Consider the following 18,356-nt stretch of genomic DNA (forward strand, 5'->3'; position numbering starts at 1 on the left):
GTTATAAAGCCTAAAATGAAAATAAAAAGAATATCAGTTGGTGATTTTAGAATTGATAGAGATGAAAGGAAAGCCATTTTAGATGTTATAAAGGGCGGCAGGATATCTGAATGGCATAAAGTCAATGAATTTGAAAGGTTTTTTGCTGCATATATAGGCACTAAATATTGCGTTGTTGTAAGCTCGGGAACTGCTGCGTTGTTAGTTGGTTTGATGGCATTGTTTTATGATGAAAAGTTTCCTAAGGCAAAAAAAGGCGCAAAGATAATAACCAGCCCTGTAACTTATGCATCTACGATAAATGCGATTATTCTTGCGGGATTTGAACCTGTTTTTGTTGATATAGATAAACGAACATTTAAACTGCAAGTAAGCCAGATAGAACAGGTTATAACAAAAGAAGGACCCTCTAAATTTGCAGGTATACTGCCTGTCCATCTAATGGGATATCTTAATGATATGGATGAAATTAACTCTATCGCATCAAAATATGACTTATTTGTTTTTGAAGATGCCGCACAAGCCCATGGAAGTATATATAAAGGCAGAAAAGCAGGTAGCCTTGGATTATTAGCGGATTTTTCATTCTATATAGCACATAACATACAAGCAGGTGAAATGGGTTGCGTAACTACAAATGACGAAAAACTGTTTAAGCTTATGCGGCAGTTGAAAACAAACGGGAGAGCATGCAATTGTCCTATATGTACCAGAAACCAAGGGGTTTGTCCTGGTATGATAAAATATGACTCTGCAGAAGACTTAGACCCCAGGTTTACCCATGAGTATATAGGGTATAATTTCAAAACCACAGAGTTTGCTCCTGCGCTTGCAATTTCTCAAGTTAATAAAGCTGATGAGATATTCAAAGCAAGATTGAGGAATGTTATGTATCTAAATGAAAAGCTTAAAAAGTATGAAGATATACTCACTCTGCCTGTTTATGATAAAAATGTAAGTTATTTGGCATACCCGGTCGTTATAAAGAAGAACAATAAAGGTATTACCAGAAAATGGTTAAGAGAAAACCTTGAAAAAAACGGTATTGAGAATAGGCCATTATTCGGATGCATGCCTACCCAACAACCAGCTTTTCTTTATTTAAAAAGTAAATATGAAGGCAAACTACCTGTGGCTGAATATATAGGAAAAAATGCATTTTATATAGGTTGTCATCAATACTTGCATACCTCTGACCTTGAATATATTGTAGAAACATTTAAAAAGCTTTTATAAAATAAACTTAAGGTGATATAAAAATATTATGCGGATATTGGTCATAATACCAACATATAATGAGAATGATAATATAGTCAAGTTAATTGATAATGTTTTAAGATTGAATATTGAGATAGATATCCTCGTAGTGGATGACAATTCTCCTGATGGTACTTCTCATTCTGTAAAGTTACAAACCAAGTTAAATCATAGAGTCAACTTGATAACAAGAACAAAAAAGGATGGTAGGGGCGGTGCAGTGATGGAAGGAATAAAATATGCGATCAATAAAGGTTCCTATGATAAAATTATTGAAATGGATGCAGATTTTTCTCATAACCCGGAAGAATTGCCTCTGATTATACAAAAATCAAAGGAAGTTGATGTTGTCATAGGTTCTAGGTATTTAAGCAAAAGTAAAATTGTAGGTTGGCCCCTACAAAGAAGGGTTTTCAGTAAATTAGCAAATCTATACGCCTTGGTATTATTAAATATTCCTATTTCGGATTATACTAACGGTTATAGGTGTTATTCATTAGAAGCGGCAAAAAGCATTGAAGCGGATAAAATAAAATCTAAAGGATATATTGTTTTATCCGAGATAGCCTATCAATTGCACAAAAAAGGGTTTAAGTTTATTGATGTTCCTACACTTTTTGTTAACAGAAAAAGAGGCATATCGAACTTAAATCTAAATGAAATATTAAGCGCTTTTAAAGGTGTTTGGAACTTGAGATTTAATGGATAATATTAAAATGAAAAAGATATTAATAACAGGAATCAGCGGTTTTGCAGGTTTTCATTTGTATAATCTCTTATCTGATGAAAACTACAAAATAGCAGGAATTGACAATGCTATTAAGAATAGGGAGCATTATAAAAAAGCAGATCTATTCGAATGCGATATAAATGATTCTGAAGAATTAAACAGAGTTTTAAAAGATATTAAGCCAGATCAAATATATCATTTGGCTGCTTTTGTTCATGTCGGCCGAACAGAAGTTGATCCAGTAAAACTATTTAAAATAAACGTAGACGGTACAACTAATTTATTAAAAGTAATTAATGAAATTATTCCGGAAGCTAGGGTTTTAATAACAGGGTCGGCTGAAGAATATGGTATTGTTGACAAAGAAAGAATGCCTATACTTGAAAATTATGAATTAAACCCCAAAAACTTATATGGACTTAGTAAAAAATTTCAAGAAGAGGTAGGGATGCATTTTCAAAAAGTATTTGGAATGGATATTATTTTTACACGTACGTTTCACTATTTTGGACCTTATCAGCCGTTGAACTTTGTATTTTCTGATTTTGCAAGCCAAATTATAGATATAGAAGATAGTAGTTTAAATTATATAAAAGTCGGCAATCTAAAGGCAGAAAGAGATTTTACTGATATTCGAGATGTAGTATCTGCATATAAATTGTTGATGGAAAAAGGGAAAACAGGTGAAGTATACAATGTTTGTTCTAACGTAACAATATCCATTGATGATATACTGAAAAGAATGTTAGCATACTCGAATAAAAAAATAGATATAATTGTAGATGAGAATAAACTAAGACCTCTTGATGTTCCAAGATATTTGGGTAACAATAATAAATTAATAGTTTTGGGATGGGAAAGAAAAAACACTTTTGAGAATTCTATAAGAGATGTTGTTGATTATTGGAGAAAAGTAAAAGAGAAGAACTGTTTTCAGAAAAAAATATTCAGATTAATCAAAAAAATATCACAATGTTTCAAAAAACTAATGTGTGTAAAAAGTATCCAAGAAAGATTTAAAGAAGTTATGCGTAAAATTAAAGAAATAAATAAGGAATATTTATATATATCGATATTGCTAATACCCATTTTTTGTATTTATGTAATGCGGTCCTCCCTAAACTGCAAAGGTTATATGGGTGATGAGTTGTCACAGTCTTTTTCTGCCTTGAAGATGTTAAAGACAGGGAATTTTTTTAATATTTATTTCATTTATGGGGATTCTTGTAAATTCATTTATTTGTTTCTTGATATGCTATTGTATATTTATGGTGTTTTGAAGGGTTTTCTAAATGCTATAACGTATATGGATCCTGCATATTTTGTTTATTACGACAGGATATTTAATTCTTTCCTGTCTACTATTAGTGGTTTGCTCATATATTTGATTGGTAAGGATTTATATAACAAGAAGACTGGTTATCTTGCCGCGATATTTTTGCTTACAAATTCATGGTTTGTAGAGTCTGCTACCTGGACTAAAACAGATGCAGTTGCCATGTTTTTTCTATTGTTAACAACTTATGTTTTAATAAAATATTTAGATACTAACAAAGGGCTTATTTTAGGAGCTTTTCTCGCTGGATATACAATATCGTTAAAGCTAACAACATTTCCCGTTTTAGCTCTTCCTTGGCTGGTCTATTTTTTTAATCCAAACAATAAAGAAAATATACTTGAAAGAGTCTTCAATATTAAAGCATTTTATATACTTATATCAATTTTGGCAGGAGTTTTCATACTAGCACCTAATACCTACATGATATTTTCTAGATATATTTATAGTACAGTTTCGTTCTTTTTTGGAGTGAAGACTACTCGTGCTCAGGCTGAAAACAGCAATTTGTATATAATGTGCAAGAGTGTAATAGAAGCAATCCAGGGTTTAACCGGTAAATATATGTTCTGGATAGCTGTCTCAGGGATTATTGCAGGTTTCTTTAAAAGAAAAGCAGTGTTTATTTCTATTATGACAATAATGTTTTTTATTCTATACTTTAAAACACCTTATACAGGTGCTGTTATTAAACCGCATACTTTTTTAGCTGTTTATGTATTTTTATGTTTATTTGGAGCTATTCCTGTTGTATATATTTTTGACAGGTTAATAAGAAATAAAATATACAACAAATTGTCAATATTATTTATGGGTATATTTTTAGTATATCCATCTGGTATTAAACCGGTAAGCCAAGTTGCATTAAAAGCATTTAAAGTGATTTTTGTAAATCAAAAAGCAGGCATTTCAACTTACAATGAGAAAATAAACAATAAATCATTTGAGAAAATTGATTCTGTCGCAGCTGACTGGCATATATGCGGAGAGTTTAAAAATTTAGGTGGTATTGTAACTGATGGAATATACTCTTTGTATTTATCAGGAGTAACAAGTACAATATCACAAAATATCTCAATCTCCGAGTTGGAAAAGAAAAAGTATATACTCATTGATTTATACCCAGTGGTCTACTCAGAACTACTGAAATCTCATTTGTTTATAGCATTAAAGGCTTTTGGAAGCTCTGGTAATTTCCTTCATGACAATACCTATACCATTATAAGAACAGGTAACTTTAACTGGAGAGAATTAGATATTGATTGGTCAAAAAAATATGTGAGCAACGAATGGAATACTGTTAAGATTCCATTTAAAGATAATTTTAAGCAAGATGGCCTGAATTGGTGCAAAGTTGATTATATTAATGTGACGGTTGGTATTACTTCGTTTAATCAAGGGCTTGACTGTGTAATTGATAATTTCAGAGTGGAGTAGAAAATGATTAAGAATAAAAGTATATTCCAAATATTATTTAATATTAAGATAAACCACATTGCTTTGATGTTGGTTATGTTATTTGCATTAATTATTAGATTGCCTGGAATAACCAACCCATTTACGATACAAGAAGAAAAACAAATAATGAATCAATCTATAGATATTGTTCAGGCTTCGCAAGATTATAAGTTTGAAGGATATTCACTTTATGGATTAATACAAGTTTTGACCAGCGGCCCTATGGTTTTTTTAGCAGGAATGAAACATTTAATGGAATTTGAGGATGTTTCAAACGGCGGTATGTGGTGTTTGAATGACGATGTTCGTATCCCGATACATTTATATCAATTGTTTTATTCGGCTGGCAGAACTTTGAATATCCTGTTATCTTTGTTGTTAATATATTTATTTTTTAGAATATCTGAAAAAATGTTTAATAGTAACATCGGCATTATTAATGCAATTATCCTTGCTATTTTCTTTACCTATGTCCATGTTTCTATATATGTCCATTCCATGGTGCCATTTTTAATACTTTTTATCGGGGTACTATGGTGTATTGTTGAGATATTAAAGGCGAACGAGGATAAATACTATATTTATGCAATAATTTTATCAAGCTTTGCAACTTTGATTTTATTTAGAGGGGTAATGCTGTTTGGCTTATTGGTTTTAGTATATATTTCTCAAAAAATATTATATAAGGAAAAAATCAAAAGCAACTATATTGTGTTATTTGCGGCAATCTACTCTACAATATATTTTATTTTCAATACAGATGTTATTAAAGACATCCCTTTAAATCTTGAGAACATATCCCGCGCAGTAATTGTTAGAAGGAACTATGATGCTGTAAGTTTTTATAACAAAATTAAATCTGCTGGCCTTGGAACATTTATTTTGTTTTTAATATCATTTTTTTCTGTAATTAAATATTATTCTTTAAGAAATATTATCTTATTTATTATTGCTTTGTTATATTTTATCCCGTTTCTGAAATACGCAGACCGTTATCCTTCAGATCTGTTACCGTCTATAACTATATTCTTGCTGTTGAGCGGCGAAGTGTTTGTTAATTGGAAGTCAATGGTAGGTAAACTTAAATATATTTTTATCGCTTCGATAGTAATAGTATTGCTCGAAAATGCAGCGTTATCTTTTTATTTGGATTATAAACTATTAAAAAAAGAACATTATGAGACACACACCGAGATAGTCCAAAAATTCACAGATATATATACGGAATATGATACTACAATTAAATGGGATTATATTCAGCCATGGAATGATTTACGTTGGTCTTCGTGGATATTTTGGGCAGATCTAGACAATCCCAGGGTAGGTGCCGAAAGAATTACTTCAAAATTTGTTGAGGGGCCTACTACTTTTCAACCAATAGATGACTTGTATAAGGCAGAAGGGTTTATAGCTGTTTATCCAAAAATTGATGGCGTTATCTTAACATTGAGAAACATAAATAATGAACCGTGTGAGGTTGAAGCAATGTTATACAATGATGACCCAAAGGTTCAAGTAATTACAAAAGTTACTGAAACAATTCCTGCGAATTTACATATTAAAGATTATAAATTTAAATTAAATTACGATAAACTTATCCCTGGTTCATGGTACAAAATAGTTATACATAAGGTCAAGGGCAAGGCAAATGCTGAAATACTGATGTCGCAAAATGATTTTATTTACGGGCCTACATCCTCTTCAACTGATTTAAAATCATGGAGTACGCCAGTTGCTCAAGATTATTATATTAAAATAACTTATAAATAAAAAATAATTAAAAAGAGGAGGTCATAAAATGCCAGTATTTATTATTGCGGAAATTGGGATAAATCATAATGGCGATATAAATATCGCCAAGGATTTGATAAAGGTTGCAAAAGATGCGGGTTGCGATGCTGTTAAATTTCAAAAACGCACAATTGATATAGTCTACACAAAGGAATTGTTGGATTCACATAGAGAAAGCCCATGGGGAAAAACTCAAAGAGCACAAAAAGAAGGGCTTGAATTCGGATTGAAAGAATACAAGGAAATTGATAAGTACTGCAAAGAACTAGGTATTGAGTGGTTTGCTTCTGCGTGGGATATTGAAAGCCAGAAGTTCTTAAGGCAGTTTAACTGCAAATATAATAAAGTAGCATCTGCCATGCTGGTTTATGAAGATTTGCTAAAAGAGATTGCTTCAGAAAAGAAATATACATTTATCTCAACAGGCATGAGTGATATTAAAGTCATTGATAAAGCAGTTGAGATATTCAATAAAGCCGATTGCCATTTTGAGCTGATGCATTGCATTTCTACTTATCCCATGGATGACGAAGATGCTAATTTAAACTGCATAAAAACACTGAAAGATAGATATAAATGTAAAGTTGGTTACAGCGGGCATGAAGTAGGGCTTGCTGTGTCTTATGCTGCCGTGGCAATGGGCATATCTTCTTTAGAACGCCATATTACACTTGATAGAGCTATGTATGGATCTGACCAGGCAGCATCGATTGAACCTGCAGGTTTAAAAGCCCTTATTGGAGCCGTAAGAAAAATTGAAAAAGCTATAGGCGACGGAAAAATAACTGTACATCCAAAAGAAGTTCCCATTGCGAAAAAACTCAGAGCGCATATTCCGTGGGAAACTAATGAATAAACACGAGATTATCGCTCTTATTCCAGCAAGAGGTGGTTCAAAGGGTGTTCCGGGTAAGAATATCAGAAACCTGGGAGGATATCCTTTGATCTCTTATTCGATATGTGCAGCAAGTCTTACAAAAAGTATCGACAGGACTATAGTTTCAACTGATTCAAAAGAAATTGCAGATATAGCGCTAAGGTATGGTGCGGAAGTCCCTTTTCTTCGCCCTTCGGAAATATCTGGTGATAATTCCACGGATCTTGAGTTATTTAATCATGCCATTAACTGGTTAAAAGAAAATGAAGGAATGATACCGGAATTCATTATTCATTTAAGGCCTACTACCCCGTTACGCGATCCGTCACAAACCAGCCTCGCGATAGAATCCATTAAGAAGCGGCAAGATGCTACATCCTTGCGGTCAGCACATCATTTTTTTCAACCTCCTCAAAAGATGTTCCAAGTAGATGAAAAAGGGTTTTTTAAAGGATTTTTTCCAAATGATCCAAGGCCTGAATATTATAATTTACCTCGGCAGACATTTTCTAAAGCTTTTTGCCCGAATGGATATGTTGATATCATTAGGCCAGAATTTGTTCAAAAAAATCATGCTTTGCACGGTTCGAATATATTGGCTTTTATTACGCCAACTGTTGGAGAAGTTGATAAACCTGAAGATTTTGAATACCTTGAATATATTCTCAACAAATTCGGTAATATAACCTATAAATATTTAAAGGAAAATTTTCCTAACGAAAAGGCGAAAAATAAGTAACGGTGGAGAATTAAATATGAACGCTTTAAGGCATGTAGGTATTGTCGTTAATAATATGGATAAGGCTATTAGTTTCTATAGGGATATTTTAGGACTGAAAATTAAAAGAGACATGATCGAAAGCGGTGAATTTATTGACAACATACTATCCTTAGAGGGTGTCAAAGTCAGGACAGTTAAGATGAGTATTAGGGACGGTGGTTTGATAGAGTTACTTTATTTTGAATCGCATCCGTGTGTTTCATCAGATAGAGAACTTTATGGAATTGGGTATTCACATATTGCTTTAACCGTTAACAATCTTGATTATGAGTATGATAGATTGAATAAAATTGGGATTGTATTTAGTAGTACTCCTAAAATCTCACCAGATGGAAAAGCGAAAGTAGTTTTTTGCCAAGACCCCGAAGGCAATCAAATCGAATTAGTTGAAGAATTGAATTAAATATTATTGTTGTAGATATGAGGCATAAAAATGAATAGAAAGATCCTTAGAAACAAGAATTGTTTTATTACAGGTGCAAGTGGGGGCATAGGAAGGGAAATTGCATTAAAATTATCTGAAAGTGGATGCAATATGTTCCTTGCAGGAAGAAACACTTCAAAGCTAATTAATCTTAAAAAAGAAATTGAGAGTTTTGGAAAAAAAGTAAAAGTATTTTATGATACCGCTGATCTAAGTAAAACTGCAGACATAATAAATATTATAAAGGTTGTCAGGCATAAAATGGGCACGATAGATGTCCTTGTTAATTGTGCAGGTGTTTTCCAGGTTAAAAGTTTAAATGATGCTAATGAAAAAGATTTCGATGAGTGTATCAATATCAATGTACGGGCTCCTTTTATTTTCTGCAAGGAATTCAGTAAAGATATGGTCAAGAAAAAATGGGGAAGAATCGTTAATATCGGATCCTCATCCGCATATAATGGGTTTAAAGACACAATTATATACTGCACAACAAAACATGCCGTATTGGGCATGTCAAGGGCTATACATAATGAACTTAAAGAACATAAAGTAAGGACATACTGTATATCTCCTGGTTCGGTTAAAACAAAAATGGGGAAGATGCTTAAAAGTCAAAATTACGAAACTTTTATCGATGCAAAAGAAATTGCCCAATACGTAGATTTTTTGATCTCGTTTGATGATAATATGGTTTCAGAAGAAGTCCGGCTAAATCGGATGTTTGTATAATAGTCCGATTTTACATAGAGTTATTTTGAGGGATATTTAAGTGCAGAAAGATTATCTTTCGGTTATCTATGATGAAAAAACAAAGCCAAAAACAGATTACCCATCTGAATTAATTGCTTATTTAATAAAGAAATATGATTTAAAAACGAACGGTAATTTATTGGAAATTGGCTGTGGAAGAGGAGATTTCTTGGACGAGTTCTCAAAGGCAGGTTTTAAATGCTATGGTGTAGATATAGAGAAAAGAAGTATCGAGTTATTGCCGCATTTGATTATAAAACAATGTAATATTGCGGTAGACAAATTGTCGTTTGAAGATAATACGTTCGATGTGGTTTTTCATAAATCGCTAATTGAACATTTACCTGACCCTAATAATCTGATGAGCGAAACTTTTAGAGTGCTGAAGAAGGGTGGGAAAATAATCATTTTGACACCGGATTGGGAAAGCCAGATGAAGAACTTCTATGATGATTTTACGCATAGTCATCCTTATACAATTGAATCTATAAAGAATATACTTAGCATATGGGGGTTTAAAAGCATAACTTCAGAGAAATTTCAGCAATTGCCAATACTTTGGAAGTTTAAGAGTTTAGCTTTTATTTCAAAAATAATTGGAGTTTTTATCCCTGTAAGATTTGCACGATGGTTGACTCAATTAACCGGTATAAAATATTTTAGATGGTCGGTAGAATTGATGGTTTTAGGCAATGGAGAAAAAGAAAATGCTTAATAAAGGCAATATTAAATGTTTCAATGCCCTAAATACGGTAAATATAGAGTTAACGAACAGGTGCAACAAAAATTGCTGGATGTGCGGCAGGAGAAAGGTTGACCGAGATTACCCGGAGATAGCGCTAAATTACGGTGATATGGATTTTGAGCTGGTTAAATCAATAGCAAGCCAGATTCCTGAAGGTATTATAGTTCAGCTTCACAATAACGGAGACCCTCTTTTATACCCTGATTTTGGAAAAGCTGCAAAGCTGTTTTACAAGCAAATCAGGTGCATGGATACGAATGGGAAATTATTAATTGAAAAGGCGGGAGAAATAATAGATAATCTTGACACTTTGACTATTTCTACGTTCGAGAAAGATGAAGAACAGGATGAACAGTATAAACTAATTGAGGAGTTCTTGAAAATCAAAGGAAATAGAAAACCCAATGTGATCATAAGGTGCCTTGGAGACATGGATGTTGAAAAATATAAAATATTCAATTGTATTATAGCTACAAGGATATTGCACAACCCTATGGGAAGTTTTGGCTATAAAAAAAGGAATCCCACTGTTCCTGAAGCAGGTATTTGCCTTGATTTTTTCAGCCATATGGTTATAAGAACAAACGGGGATGTTTCTATATGTGTCAGGTTTGACCCCAAAGGGCTTGGTATAACAGGCAATTGTACAAAAACCCCTCTTGTTGATATATGGAACGATCCAATAAGAAAAAAATGGATGGAATTCCATATACAAGGAAAAAGAAAAGAAATTCCCTTATGCAGTAAATGCGAATTCTGGGGTGTCCCAACCGGGTATTAAAAAAGAAATTGTAAGGAGCTTTGCAAGTGAAAATTCTCTTTGTAGTTTATGATAATGATTCTTATATTTCGGTATTCCCTTTGGGAATTGCATATCTTGCATCTGTATGCAGAAAAGCCGGGCATGAAGTAGCCATTTATAACCAGGACGTATATCATTGGGATGAGAAACATTTAACAAAGTATCTTGATACTAATAGATTTGACGTGGTAGGTGTAAGTATAATCGGAGGTTATTACCAATATAGAAAACTTCTTAAATTATCTGCTGCGATCAATGAATCAAAGAAAAGGCCGTTTTATATAATAGGAGGTCATGGCCCAGCTCCTGAACCCGAATACTTTTTGAAAAAAACCAAAGCAGATATAATAGTTATCGGAGAAGGCGAAATTACGATAATTGAAATTTTGGAAGCATTAAAACAAAAAAAGGAACTGTCTTCGATACAAGGCATCGCTTTCATGAAGGAAGGAAAATGTCTTCAAACACAAAGGCGCCCACTTATAAAAAATATTGACTCCATACTCTTTCCAGCCTGGGATTTATTTCCCATGGACCATTATTCCTTATTAAGGCCGCCGAATATTAGGAACTCCGAGCGTAGCATGCTTGTATTATCCGGCAGAGGGTGTACCTTTAAATGTAATTTTTGTTACAGAATGGATGAAGGGCACAGGCCAAGGTCAAATGAAAGTATAATTGAGGAGTTGCAAATACTAAACAAAGATTATGGGATTTCCTATATAGATTTTCAGGATGAATTATTGATGAATTCTGAAGAAAGAGTATCAAGCCTTTGTAACAGTTTTCTAAAAGCAAAACTCAAATTTAAATGGTTCTGTAACGGTAGGCTTAACTATGCAAAACCGGATATTTTGAAGCTTATGAAAGAGGCCGGGTGCGTTTTTATCAATTACGGTATAGAGTCACTTGATGAACAAGCTCTAAAAGTCATGAAAAAAGGGCTTACGGTAAAACAGATAACAGCAGGCATTGAAAACACCCTATCGGCAGGTATTAGCCCAGGTTTTAATATTATCTGGGGCAATATAGGGGAAAACGCAGAGTCTCTAAGGCTTGGTGTGGAATTCCTGCTTAAATATGACGACCATGCACAGTTGCGTACCATTAGGCCGGTAACACCTTATCCCGGCAGCCCGCTTTATTACTACGCGATAGAAAAGGGTCTCCTGAAGGATTGCCAAGATTTTTATGAGCATAAGCATTTAAATTCTGATTTAGTCTCAGTAAATTTTACTGATTTAAGTGATGACGAGTTTCATAAAGAGCTATTGAAAGCTAATACAAAATTAATTGAAAAATATTATTCCGTTCAATTGGTAAAATCCATTAAAAATGCAGAAAAACTTTACTTGCAGAAAGATGCTAATTTTAGAGGATTTAGGCAGAATTAAAAGTTAGAAACACCAGAGGTGAAAAATGTTCCAAAGAAGAGAACATATATTAAATAAAATCCGTGAATATGGCATTAGAAAATCTATTAGAGTATTCATACATCAACTCATTTATTTTTATAAATCTTGGAAATTGCCCTGGCTAATAAACAGAACATTCTATTATAATTTATTTAAACTACTTTTCCTGGCCAATAAAGATAAAAAACGTATCCTGGGTGTTTGGGATCTCAAAAACTTGCCTTGGTCAGTTGGTGATCCTTTGATTTTTATAGAAATATTGGGTATATTAAAACTTGAGAATAGTGCGGAAGAAATTGATGTTTGTGTCTTGTATGATCGGGAAAATCCAGATGGGAAAAGGAGTGGTCCGGGCAGTTATACAAATCTTAATACTGAAAATGCCCAGGACTATATCCTTGAATTCTTTCAGATGTTTAGTGTTTGTCCATTCCTTGGCTCCATTTACCAGTTTAATGATAGAGAAGAATTTTATCATTTTTTAAAAACTAATATGGGCCGCTACCATATTTATCCTCCACTTAGCGAACATTTAGCTGAGAGATATGATTATAGCGATTTTGGCATACCTCTTTTATTTAAAATACAGGATTTTTATAATTTAAATAAAAGTATCCCTTATCTCAGAATAGGAAACAGGGAAAGTTCCTGGGCAAAGTGGTTTTATTTAAAATATTTGCCAAAATCAAGCATGCCTATTGCCATCTCATTAAAAAATACTGTCCATTCAACTGAAAGGAATGCTAATCCAGAGACATGGTTATCATTTATAGATAAATGCAAAATAAAATATCCGGAAATTATTTTTGTTGTTGTTGGATTACGAGAAGAAGTTTTTGAGGGCTTGCGTGAAAGAAAAAATGTGCTTATTGCTAAAGATTATGGTACAAATATTATTGAAGATTTTGCTTTAATTCGCTCATCACTTATATATATGGGTACTGTGTCAGGAATTAATTTGATCGCCTTTTTTAGTGATTTACCATATTTGATATTTCAATGGCGGGATTCAGAAGTTTCCGGCATTTATGGGTTTAAGGAAAATGAGAACTTTTCTTTTGCAACGGGCAATCAAAAGATATTTAGTACAAAGATCAAGGTAACACCTGAATTATTGTTTGAAGAATTTAATAAGCTGTATACAACGCTTGACAGGAGTAATTGGCTGAAAGAAACAATAACTAAGGCTGCTTTTAAACACTCGCATCCTGGAACAAAGGCTGTAGGGAAATAGAAAGAGGTTAAAATGGAAACAAAAATAATCAGCAAAATAAAAAACATTCATCAATTGGCTAAGATAATAGAAGGCCTTAAGAAGAAAGGCAAGAAAATAGTTCAATGCCATGGCGTGTTTGATTTGGTGCATCTGGGGCACATGAGGCATTTTAATGAAGCAAAAAAGCAGGGCGATATTCTGGTGGTTACCCTTACAAAAGATAAATATGTAAAAAGGGGGCCGGGAAGGCCGTATTTTAATGAACATTTAAGAGCGGAAACTCTTGCTTCTCTTGCAGTAACGGACTATGTTGCTATATTAAATTCTCCGACTGCGATTGAAGCCATTAAAACTATAAAACCCGACGTGTATGTAAAAGGTCCTGATTATAAAGAAAAAGACAAAGATGTTACCGGGAAAATCTACGAAGAAGAAGAAGCTGTAAAGTCAGTAGGCGGCAAGCTTTATATTACCGAAGATATAACTTTCAGCTCAACGAAATTACTAAACAGCTTTATAGATGTATACCCGCCAAGGACAGTTAAATATTTAAACGCGCTTAGTAAGAGGTATTCTGCCGAGATTGTTGCTGAGAAAATAGAATCTCTTAAAAAACTGGATATACTTGTTCTAGGAGATGCAATAATAGACCAATACCATTATTGCAGTGCGCTAGGAAAATCTTCAAAGGAACACCTTGTAGTTAACAAATACCATTCCGATGAGTCATTTGCGGGGGGAGCACTTGCAACTGCGAACAATGCCGCTAATATCTGCGGTAGTGTTGACCTTCTGACAGTTCTTGGAGAAAGAGATTCTTTTGAAGGGTTTATAAGAAGTAAATTGAACAGTAATATCAACCCTATGTTTTTTACGCGCAAAGAAACTCAAACTATAATAAAAAGAAGGTTCGTAAGCAATGATGTCGGCAGAAAGCTATTTGAAATATGCTACATGGATGATACAAGTATTCCTGATGATATGGAAAACAAGGTTATCAACCATTTGGCCAAGACCATAAAAAAGTATGATCTTGTAATAGTTGCAGATTTTGGGCATGGGTTGTTGACAAAGAGGATAATAAATTATCTTTGTGCCAAATCCAGGTATTTAGCTATAAATGTGCAAACAAATAGCGCTAATATCGGGTTTAACCTTGTGACAAAATATCCAAGCGCAGACTGCGTATGTATTGATGAGATGGAAATGCGTTATGCAACACATGACAGGTTTAACGACCTGAAAGGCCATATGAAAACCATCTATAACCGGCTTAAATGCAGTCATATTATAACTACACGGGGATCTTCCGGATCGATGAGTTATTCGGATAAGGAAGGATTTCATGAGACTCCGGCATTTGCGTACAAAGTTGTAGACCCGATTGGAGCCGGAGATGCTTTTTTTGCATATGTTGCCCCATGCTTTGCTTCAGGATTTCCTCAAGATATGGTGTCGTTTATTGGTAATGCTGTTGGTTCGATCGCTACCCAAATAGTTTGCAACAGGGAACCGGTAAATAAAGTTGACCTGTTAAAATTCATTACAAGGTTACTAAAATGATTGAAAAAATCAAAGAGTATTACAAAAATTTGAAGTTATTGATTGACAAGGTGATTGCAACAGATGTAAATGGAAAAGATATCGGATTTCATGAAGCAGTCAGTATGGCTTCAGAATTGCTTATTAAACAAGCATCTTCGGGCAATACTGTGATGATAATCGGAAATGGTGCGAGCGCTTCAATTTCAAGCCATATATCAACTGACTTATGGAAAAACGCAGGAGTAAAAGCCACTGCTTTTAACGATGCCTCTCTTTTAACCTGCATAAGCAATGACTACGGGTATAAATATGTATTTGAAAAACCTATAGAAATGTCGGCAAGGCACGGAGATGTTCTGTTTGCAATAAGCAGTTCCGGTAAATCCGAGAATATTCTAAGAGGGGTTAATATGGCAAAATCCAAAAACTGCCATATAGTGACTTTTTCGGGTTTTAATGCAGACAATCCGCTTCGCAGCCTTGGGGAAATTAATTTCTATATACCTGCCGTAGAATATGGGCCTGTTGAGGTTATACACCATGCGATATGCCATTCTATAGTTGACCTTATAATCAAGATTAAGGAAGGGAAATAAGCATGGCTGAAAAAATAGTTATTATCGGAAGCAATTCGTTTTCCGGAGCAAATTTCATTGATTATCTGCTTGAACATGATATTGAAGTTATAGGAATAAGCCGTTCAGCCGAGATAAGTGATGTTTTCTTGCCATATAAAAGCAATAAGAAGCTTAATAGTTACAAATTTTATAAACTTGATCAAAATACCCAGTTTGATGAAATAGTAAAAGTAATAAATGATTTCAAGCCTGACTATATAGTAAATTTTGCAGCTCAAGGAATGGTGGCGGAAAGCTGGCAGAAGCCAGAACACTGGTTCCAGACAAATACAGTTTCTCACATAAGGCTCCATGACAGGTTAAGAACTTCGGCTTTTATTAAAAAATATGTTCATGTGTCTACGCCAGAAGTTTACGGAACTTGCGAAGGTTTAATCAAAGAACACACATGTTATAATCCAAGCACTCCATACGCGGTTTCTAAGGCTGCTTGTGACCTTAGCCTTATGACTTTCTTTAAAAGCTATAATTTTCCTGTTTGTTTTACAAGGTCTGCAAATGTTTTCGGTTCAGGCCAGCAGTTGTTTAGGATTATACCAAGAACTATACTTTTTTTCTTAATAGGAAAAAAATTACAGCTGCACGGCGGCGGGCATTCTGTACGTTCTTTTATACATATTCGCGATGTTGCCGACGGGACGCTGCGCGTTGCAAGAAAGGCAACTCCTCCAGAGATATTCCATTTTTCTACAACAAGAAACATAAGCATAAGGTCCGCCGTTGAGTTAATCGCAAAAATGACTGGAGTTTCTTTTGAAAAAAATGTTGAAATAGTGGCGGACAGGCCCGGAAAAGATGCAGCATATCTACTTGATAGTTCCAAAGCGAAAGATATTCTTGGATGGAAGGACAGGATTACCCTTGAGCAGGGAATAGAAGAAACGATTAAATGGGTGAAAGATAACCTGGAAACACTAAAAAAACAAAATCTGAATTATATACATAAACAATAGGAGCTGAAATGAATATTTTGCTAACCGGCGGATGCGGGTATGTTGGAACTTTGCTTACAAAAGCACTTTTAGACGAAAGCCATAAAGTAACTGTAGTTGACATTATGTGGTTTGGTAATTATCTTGCTGAACACAAAAATCTTACTGTTATCAAGGAAGATATTCGCAATACGGATAAAATACCTATGGACGGCATGGAAGTGATACTGCATCTTGCCAATATAGCCAATGACCCGTGCGGTGAACTTAATTCAAAGCTTGCATGGGAAGTAAACGCCCTGGCAACTATGACTCTGGCGGAAAAAGCGATAAAAATCGGAGTAAAACATTTTATACAAGCCAGCTCTGGCAGCGTTTACGGGGTCAAAGACGAACCGCAGGTTACGGAAGAGCTTTCGCTCGTGCCTATTTCTGATTACAACAAAACAAAGATGATAAGTGAAAGAGTCCTGATAAGCTATATGGATAAGATACCGATAAGCATTATCCGGCCTGCAACTATCTGCGGTTACTCGCCAAGAATGAGGCTGGATTTATCGGTAAACATGCTTACGGTACAGGCTCTTGCCAATAAGAAAATAACGGTTTTTGGCGGCAATCAGACTCGGCCAAACATGCATATAAAAGATATGATAGCTGTGTATCTGCACTTTATTAAACTTGGTAAAAAGGGAACGGGCATATTTAACGCAGGTTTTGAGAATATAACTATCCTGGATATCGCTAAGCTCGTTACGAAACATGTCCCTGCGGAAATAATCGTAAGCGAATCGAACGACCCCAGGTCCTACAGGCTGAATTCGGATAAACTTCTTAAGACAGGATTTAAACCCAAATTTAGCGTTGAAGACGGCATAAAGGACGTAATAGAGGCTTACAAGGAAGGAAAAATCAAGAACGATGACAATTGTTACAATATAAAAACCATGAAGAAACTATCACACTTAAACTAACCTAAAAACACGGAGAAACTAATGGGAAAAGAAATAGACCTGCTTGTAAATTATCCTAAAACAAAGAGGAATGTAAAAGAAAGAGGCGCAACAAAAACAGAAGAAGACCGCGCTATAGCAAGAAAGTTTGAAAAGGAGTTTTTTGACGGTGACAGGAAACACGGCTACGGAGGATTTAATTATATGCCTCGTTTCTGGCAGCCGGTTATACCTACATTCAAAGATTACTGGGGGCTTAATTCAAAGAGCTCTGTGCTTGACGTAGGAAGCGGAAAAGGTTTTATGATCCATGATTTGGCACTTCTTATTCCAGGGATTACCGTAAAAGGAATAGACATTTCTGCATATGGAGTAGCTAATACTATAGAAGATATGAAACCTCATGTTCAGGTAGCTAATGCAAAAAAACTGCCTTTTAAAGATAAATCGTTTGATGTAGTAATTTCAATTAATACAATTCACAACCTGGAACGCAAAGAATGCGGCCAGGCACTTAAAGAAATAGAACGTGTTTCAAGAAACAAAAGTTTCATTACAGTAGATGCCTACCGCAATGAGGATGAGAAAGAAGCGATGTTTAATTGGAATTTAACCGCAAAAACAATAATGAGCGTTGATGAATGGATAGCGTTCTTCAAAGAAGTGGGCTATACAGGAGACTATTTCTGGTTCATACCATAAT

The 18,356-nt window shown here is 34.3% G+C and carries 17 protein-coding genes; all 17 read left to right on the top strand.

The window, feature by feature from the left end; genetic code table 11:
* Positions 1-15: 15 nt before the first annotated feature.
* The 17 genes from LHV68_02045 to LHV68_02125 are packed head-to-tail and all read left to right on the top strand — an operon-like array spanning position 16 to position 18,355.
* Positions 16-1,236, top strand: a complete 1,221-nt coding sequence (locus LHV68_02045) for a DegT/DnrJ/EryC1/StrS family aminotransferase (GenBank protein MCB4790646.1) — start codon at positions 16-18, stop codon at positions 1,234-1,236.
* A 28-nt stretch (positions 1,237-1,264) separates the two neighbouring features.
* Positions 1,265-1,966 (top strand): polyprenol monophosphomannose synthase, encoded by a 702-nt coding sequence (locus tag LHV68_02050; protein MCB4790647.1) that lies wholly within the window; start codon positions 1,265-1,267, stop codon positions 1,964-1,966.
* Positions 1,967-1,973: 7 nt separating this feature from the next.
* Positions 1,974-4,760, top strand: a complete 2,787-nt coding sequence (locus LHV68_02055) for a GDP-mannose 4,6-dehydratase (protein ID MCB4790648.1) — start codon at positions 1,974-1,976, stop codon at positions 4,758-4,760.
* Positions 4,761-4,763: 3 nt separating this feature from the next.
* Positions 4,764-6,551, top strand: coding sequence for a glycosyltransferase family 39 protein (locus tag LHV68_02060; protein ID MCB4790649.1), 1,788 nt, complete (start codon positions 4,764-4,766; stop codon positions 6,549-6,551).
* A 28-nt stretch (positions 6,552-6,579) separates the two neighbouring features.
* Positions 6,580-7,428 (top strand): N-acetylneuraminate synthase family protein, encoded by an 849-nt coding sequence (locus LHV68_02065; protein MCB4790650.1) that lies wholly within the window; start codon positions 6,580-6,582, stop codon positions 7,426-7,428.
* Positions 7,421-8,188 (top strand): acylneuraminate cytidylyltransferase family protein, encoded by a 768-nt coding sequence (locus tag LHV68_02070; protein MCB4790651.1) that lies wholly within the window; start codon positions 7,421-7,423, stop codon positions 8,186-8,188. Before LHV68_02065 ends, LHV68_02070 begins: the two co-directional genes overlap by 8 nt.
* 16 nt (positions 8,189-8,204) lie before the next feature.
* Positions 8,205-8,633, top strand: coding sequence for a VOC family protein (locus LHV68_02075; GenBank protein MCB4790652.1), 429 nt, complete (start codon positions 8,205-8,207; stop codon positions 8,631-8,633).
* A 30-nt stretch (positions 8,634-8,663) separates the two neighbouring features.
* A complete protein-coding gene (locus tag LHV68_02080) occupies positions 8,664-9,386 on the top strand; it encodes an SDR family oxidoreductase (GenBank protein MCB4790653.1) in 723 nt (240 codons plus the stop codon).
* A 40-nt stretch (positions 9,387-9,426) separates the two neighbouring features.
* A complete protein-coding gene (locus LHV68_02085; protein MCB4790654.1) occupies positions 9,427-10,122 on the top strand; it encodes a class I SAM-dependent methyltransferase in 696 nt (231 codons plus the stop codon).
* Positions 10,115-10,933, top strand: coding sequence for a radical SAM/SPASM domain-containing protein (locus tag LHV68_02090; protein ID MCB4790655.1), 819 nt, complete (start codon positions 10,115-10,117; stop codon positions 10,931-10,933). Before LHV68_02085 ends, LHV68_02090 begins: the two co-directional genes overlap by 8 nt.
* 26 nt (positions 10,934-10,959) lie before the next feature.
* Entirely contained in the window at positions 10,960-12,348 is a 1,389-nt protein-coding gene (locus tag LHV68_02095; GenBank protein ID MCB4790656.1) for a B12-binding domain-containing radical SAM protein, read from the top strand.
* A 25-nt stretch (positions 12,349-12,373) separates the two neighbouring features.
* The gene (locus LHV68_02100; protein ID MCB4790657.1) at positions 12,374-13,603 is read left to right on the top strand and encodes a hypothetical protein; all 1,230 of its coding nucleotides are present in this window, start codon (positions 12,374-12,376) and stop codon (positions 13,601-13,603) included.
* A 12-nt stretch (positions 13,604-13,615) separates the two neighbouring features.
* Positions 13,616-15,148, top strand: coding sequence for a PfkB family carbohydrate kinase (locus LHV68_02105; GenBank protein ID MCB4790658.1), 1,533 nt, complete (start codon positions 13,616-13,618; stop codon positions 15,146-15,148).
* On the top strand, positions 15,145-15,726 hold the full coding sequence (locus LHV68_02110) for an SIS domain-containing protein (protein ID MCB4790659.1): 582 nt from the start codon (positions 15,145-15,147) through the stop codon (positions 15,724-15,726). The genes LHV68_02105 and LHV68_02110 overlap by 4 nt, the downstream gene beginning before the upstream one ends.
* 2 nt (positions 15,727-15,728) lie before the next feature.
* The gene (locus tag LHV68_02115; GenBank protein ID MCB4790660.1) at positions 15,729-16,721 is read left to right on the top strand and encodes a GDP-mannose 4,6-dehydratase; all 993 of its coding nucleotides are present in this window, start codon (positions 15,729-15,731) and stop codon (positions 16,719-16,721) included.
* Positions 16,722-16,729: 8 nt separating this feature from the next.
* A complete protein-coding gene (locus LHV68_02120) occupies positions 16,730-17,674 on the top strand; it encodes an SDR family oxidoreductase (GenBank protein ID MCB4790661.1) in 945 nt (314 codons plus the stop codon).
* Between the two features lie 21 nt (positions 17,675-17,695).
* Positions 17,696-18,355, top strand: coding sequence for a class I SAM-dependent methyltransferase (locus LHV68_02125; GenBank protein MCB4790662.1), 660 nt, complete (start codon positions 17,696-17,698; stop codon positions 18,353-18,355).
* Position 18,356: the final 1 nt, after the last annotated feature.

This window comes from Candidatus Liberimonas magnetica (assembly GCA_020523885.1).
In the GTDB taxonomy this organism is placed as follows: Bacteria; Elusimicrobiota; Endomicrobiia; order Endomicrobiales; family JAFGIL01; genus Liberimonas; species Liberimonas magnetica.

What these genes read in the sequence shown, in the direction of transcription:
- LHV68_02045 (MCB4790646.1), top strand. Translation starts at nt 16, where the DNA reads ATGAAAATAAAAAGAATATCAGTTGGTGATTTTAGAATTGATAGAGAT.
- LHV68_02050 (MCB4790647.1), top strand. Translation starts at nt 1,265, where the DNA reads ATGCGGATATTGGTCATAATACCAACATATAATGAGAATGATAATATA.
- LHV68_02055 (MCB4790648.1), top strand. Translation starts at nt 1,974, where the DNA reads ATGAAAAAGATATTAATAACAGGAATCAGCGGTTTTGCAGGTTTTCAT.
- LHV68_02060 (MCB4790649.1), top strand. Translation starts at nt 4,764, where the DNA reads ATGATTAAGAATAAAAGTATATTCCAAATATTATTTAATATTAAGATA.
- LHV68_02065 (MCB4790650.1), top strand. Translation starts at nt 6,580, where the DNA reads ATGCCAGTATTTATTATTGCGGAAATTGGGATAAATCATAATGGCGAT.
- LHV68_02070 (MCB4790651.1), top strand. Translation starts at nt 7,421, where the DNA reads ATGAATAAACACGAGATTATCGCTCTTATTCCAGCAAGAGGTGGTTCA.
- LHV68_02075 (MCB4790652.1), top strand. Translation starts at nt 8,205, where the DNA reads ATGAACGCTTTAAGGCATGTAGGTATTGTCGTTAATAATATGGATAAG.
- LHV68_02080 (MCB4790653.1), top strand. Translation starts at nt 8,664, where the DNA reads ATGAATAGAAAGATCCTTAGAAACAAGAATTGTTTTATTACAGGTGCA.
- LHV68_02090 (MCB4790655.1), top strand. Translation starts at nt 10,115, where the DNA reads ATGCTTAATAAAGGCAATATTAAATGTTTCAATGCCCTAAATACGGTA.
- LHV68_02100 (MCB4790657.1), top strand. Translation starts at nt 12,374, where the DNA reads ATGTTCCAAAGAAGAGAACATATATTAAATAAAATCCGTGAATATGGC.
- LHV68_02105 (MCB4790658.1), top strand. Translation starts at nt 13,616, where the DNA reads ATGGAAACAAAAATAATCAGCAAAATAAAAAACATTCATCAATTGGCT.
- LHV68_02110 (MCB4790659.1), top strand. Translation starts at nt 15,145, where the DNA reads ATGATTGAAAAAATCAAAGAGTATTACAAAAATTTGAAGTTATTGATT.
- LHV68_02115 (MCB4790660.1), top strand. Translation starts at nt 15,729, where the DNA reads ATGGCTGAAAAAATAGTTATTATCGGAAGCAATTCGTTTTCCGGAGCA.
- LHV68_02120 (MCB4790661.1), top strand. Translation starts at nt 16,730, where the DNA reads ATGAATATTTTGCTAACCGGCGGATGCGGGTATGTTGGAACTTTGCTT.
- LHV68_02125 (MCB4790662.1), top strand. Translation starts at nt 17,696, where the DNA reads ATGGGAAAAGAAATAGACCTGCTTGTAAATTATCCTAAAACAAAGAGG.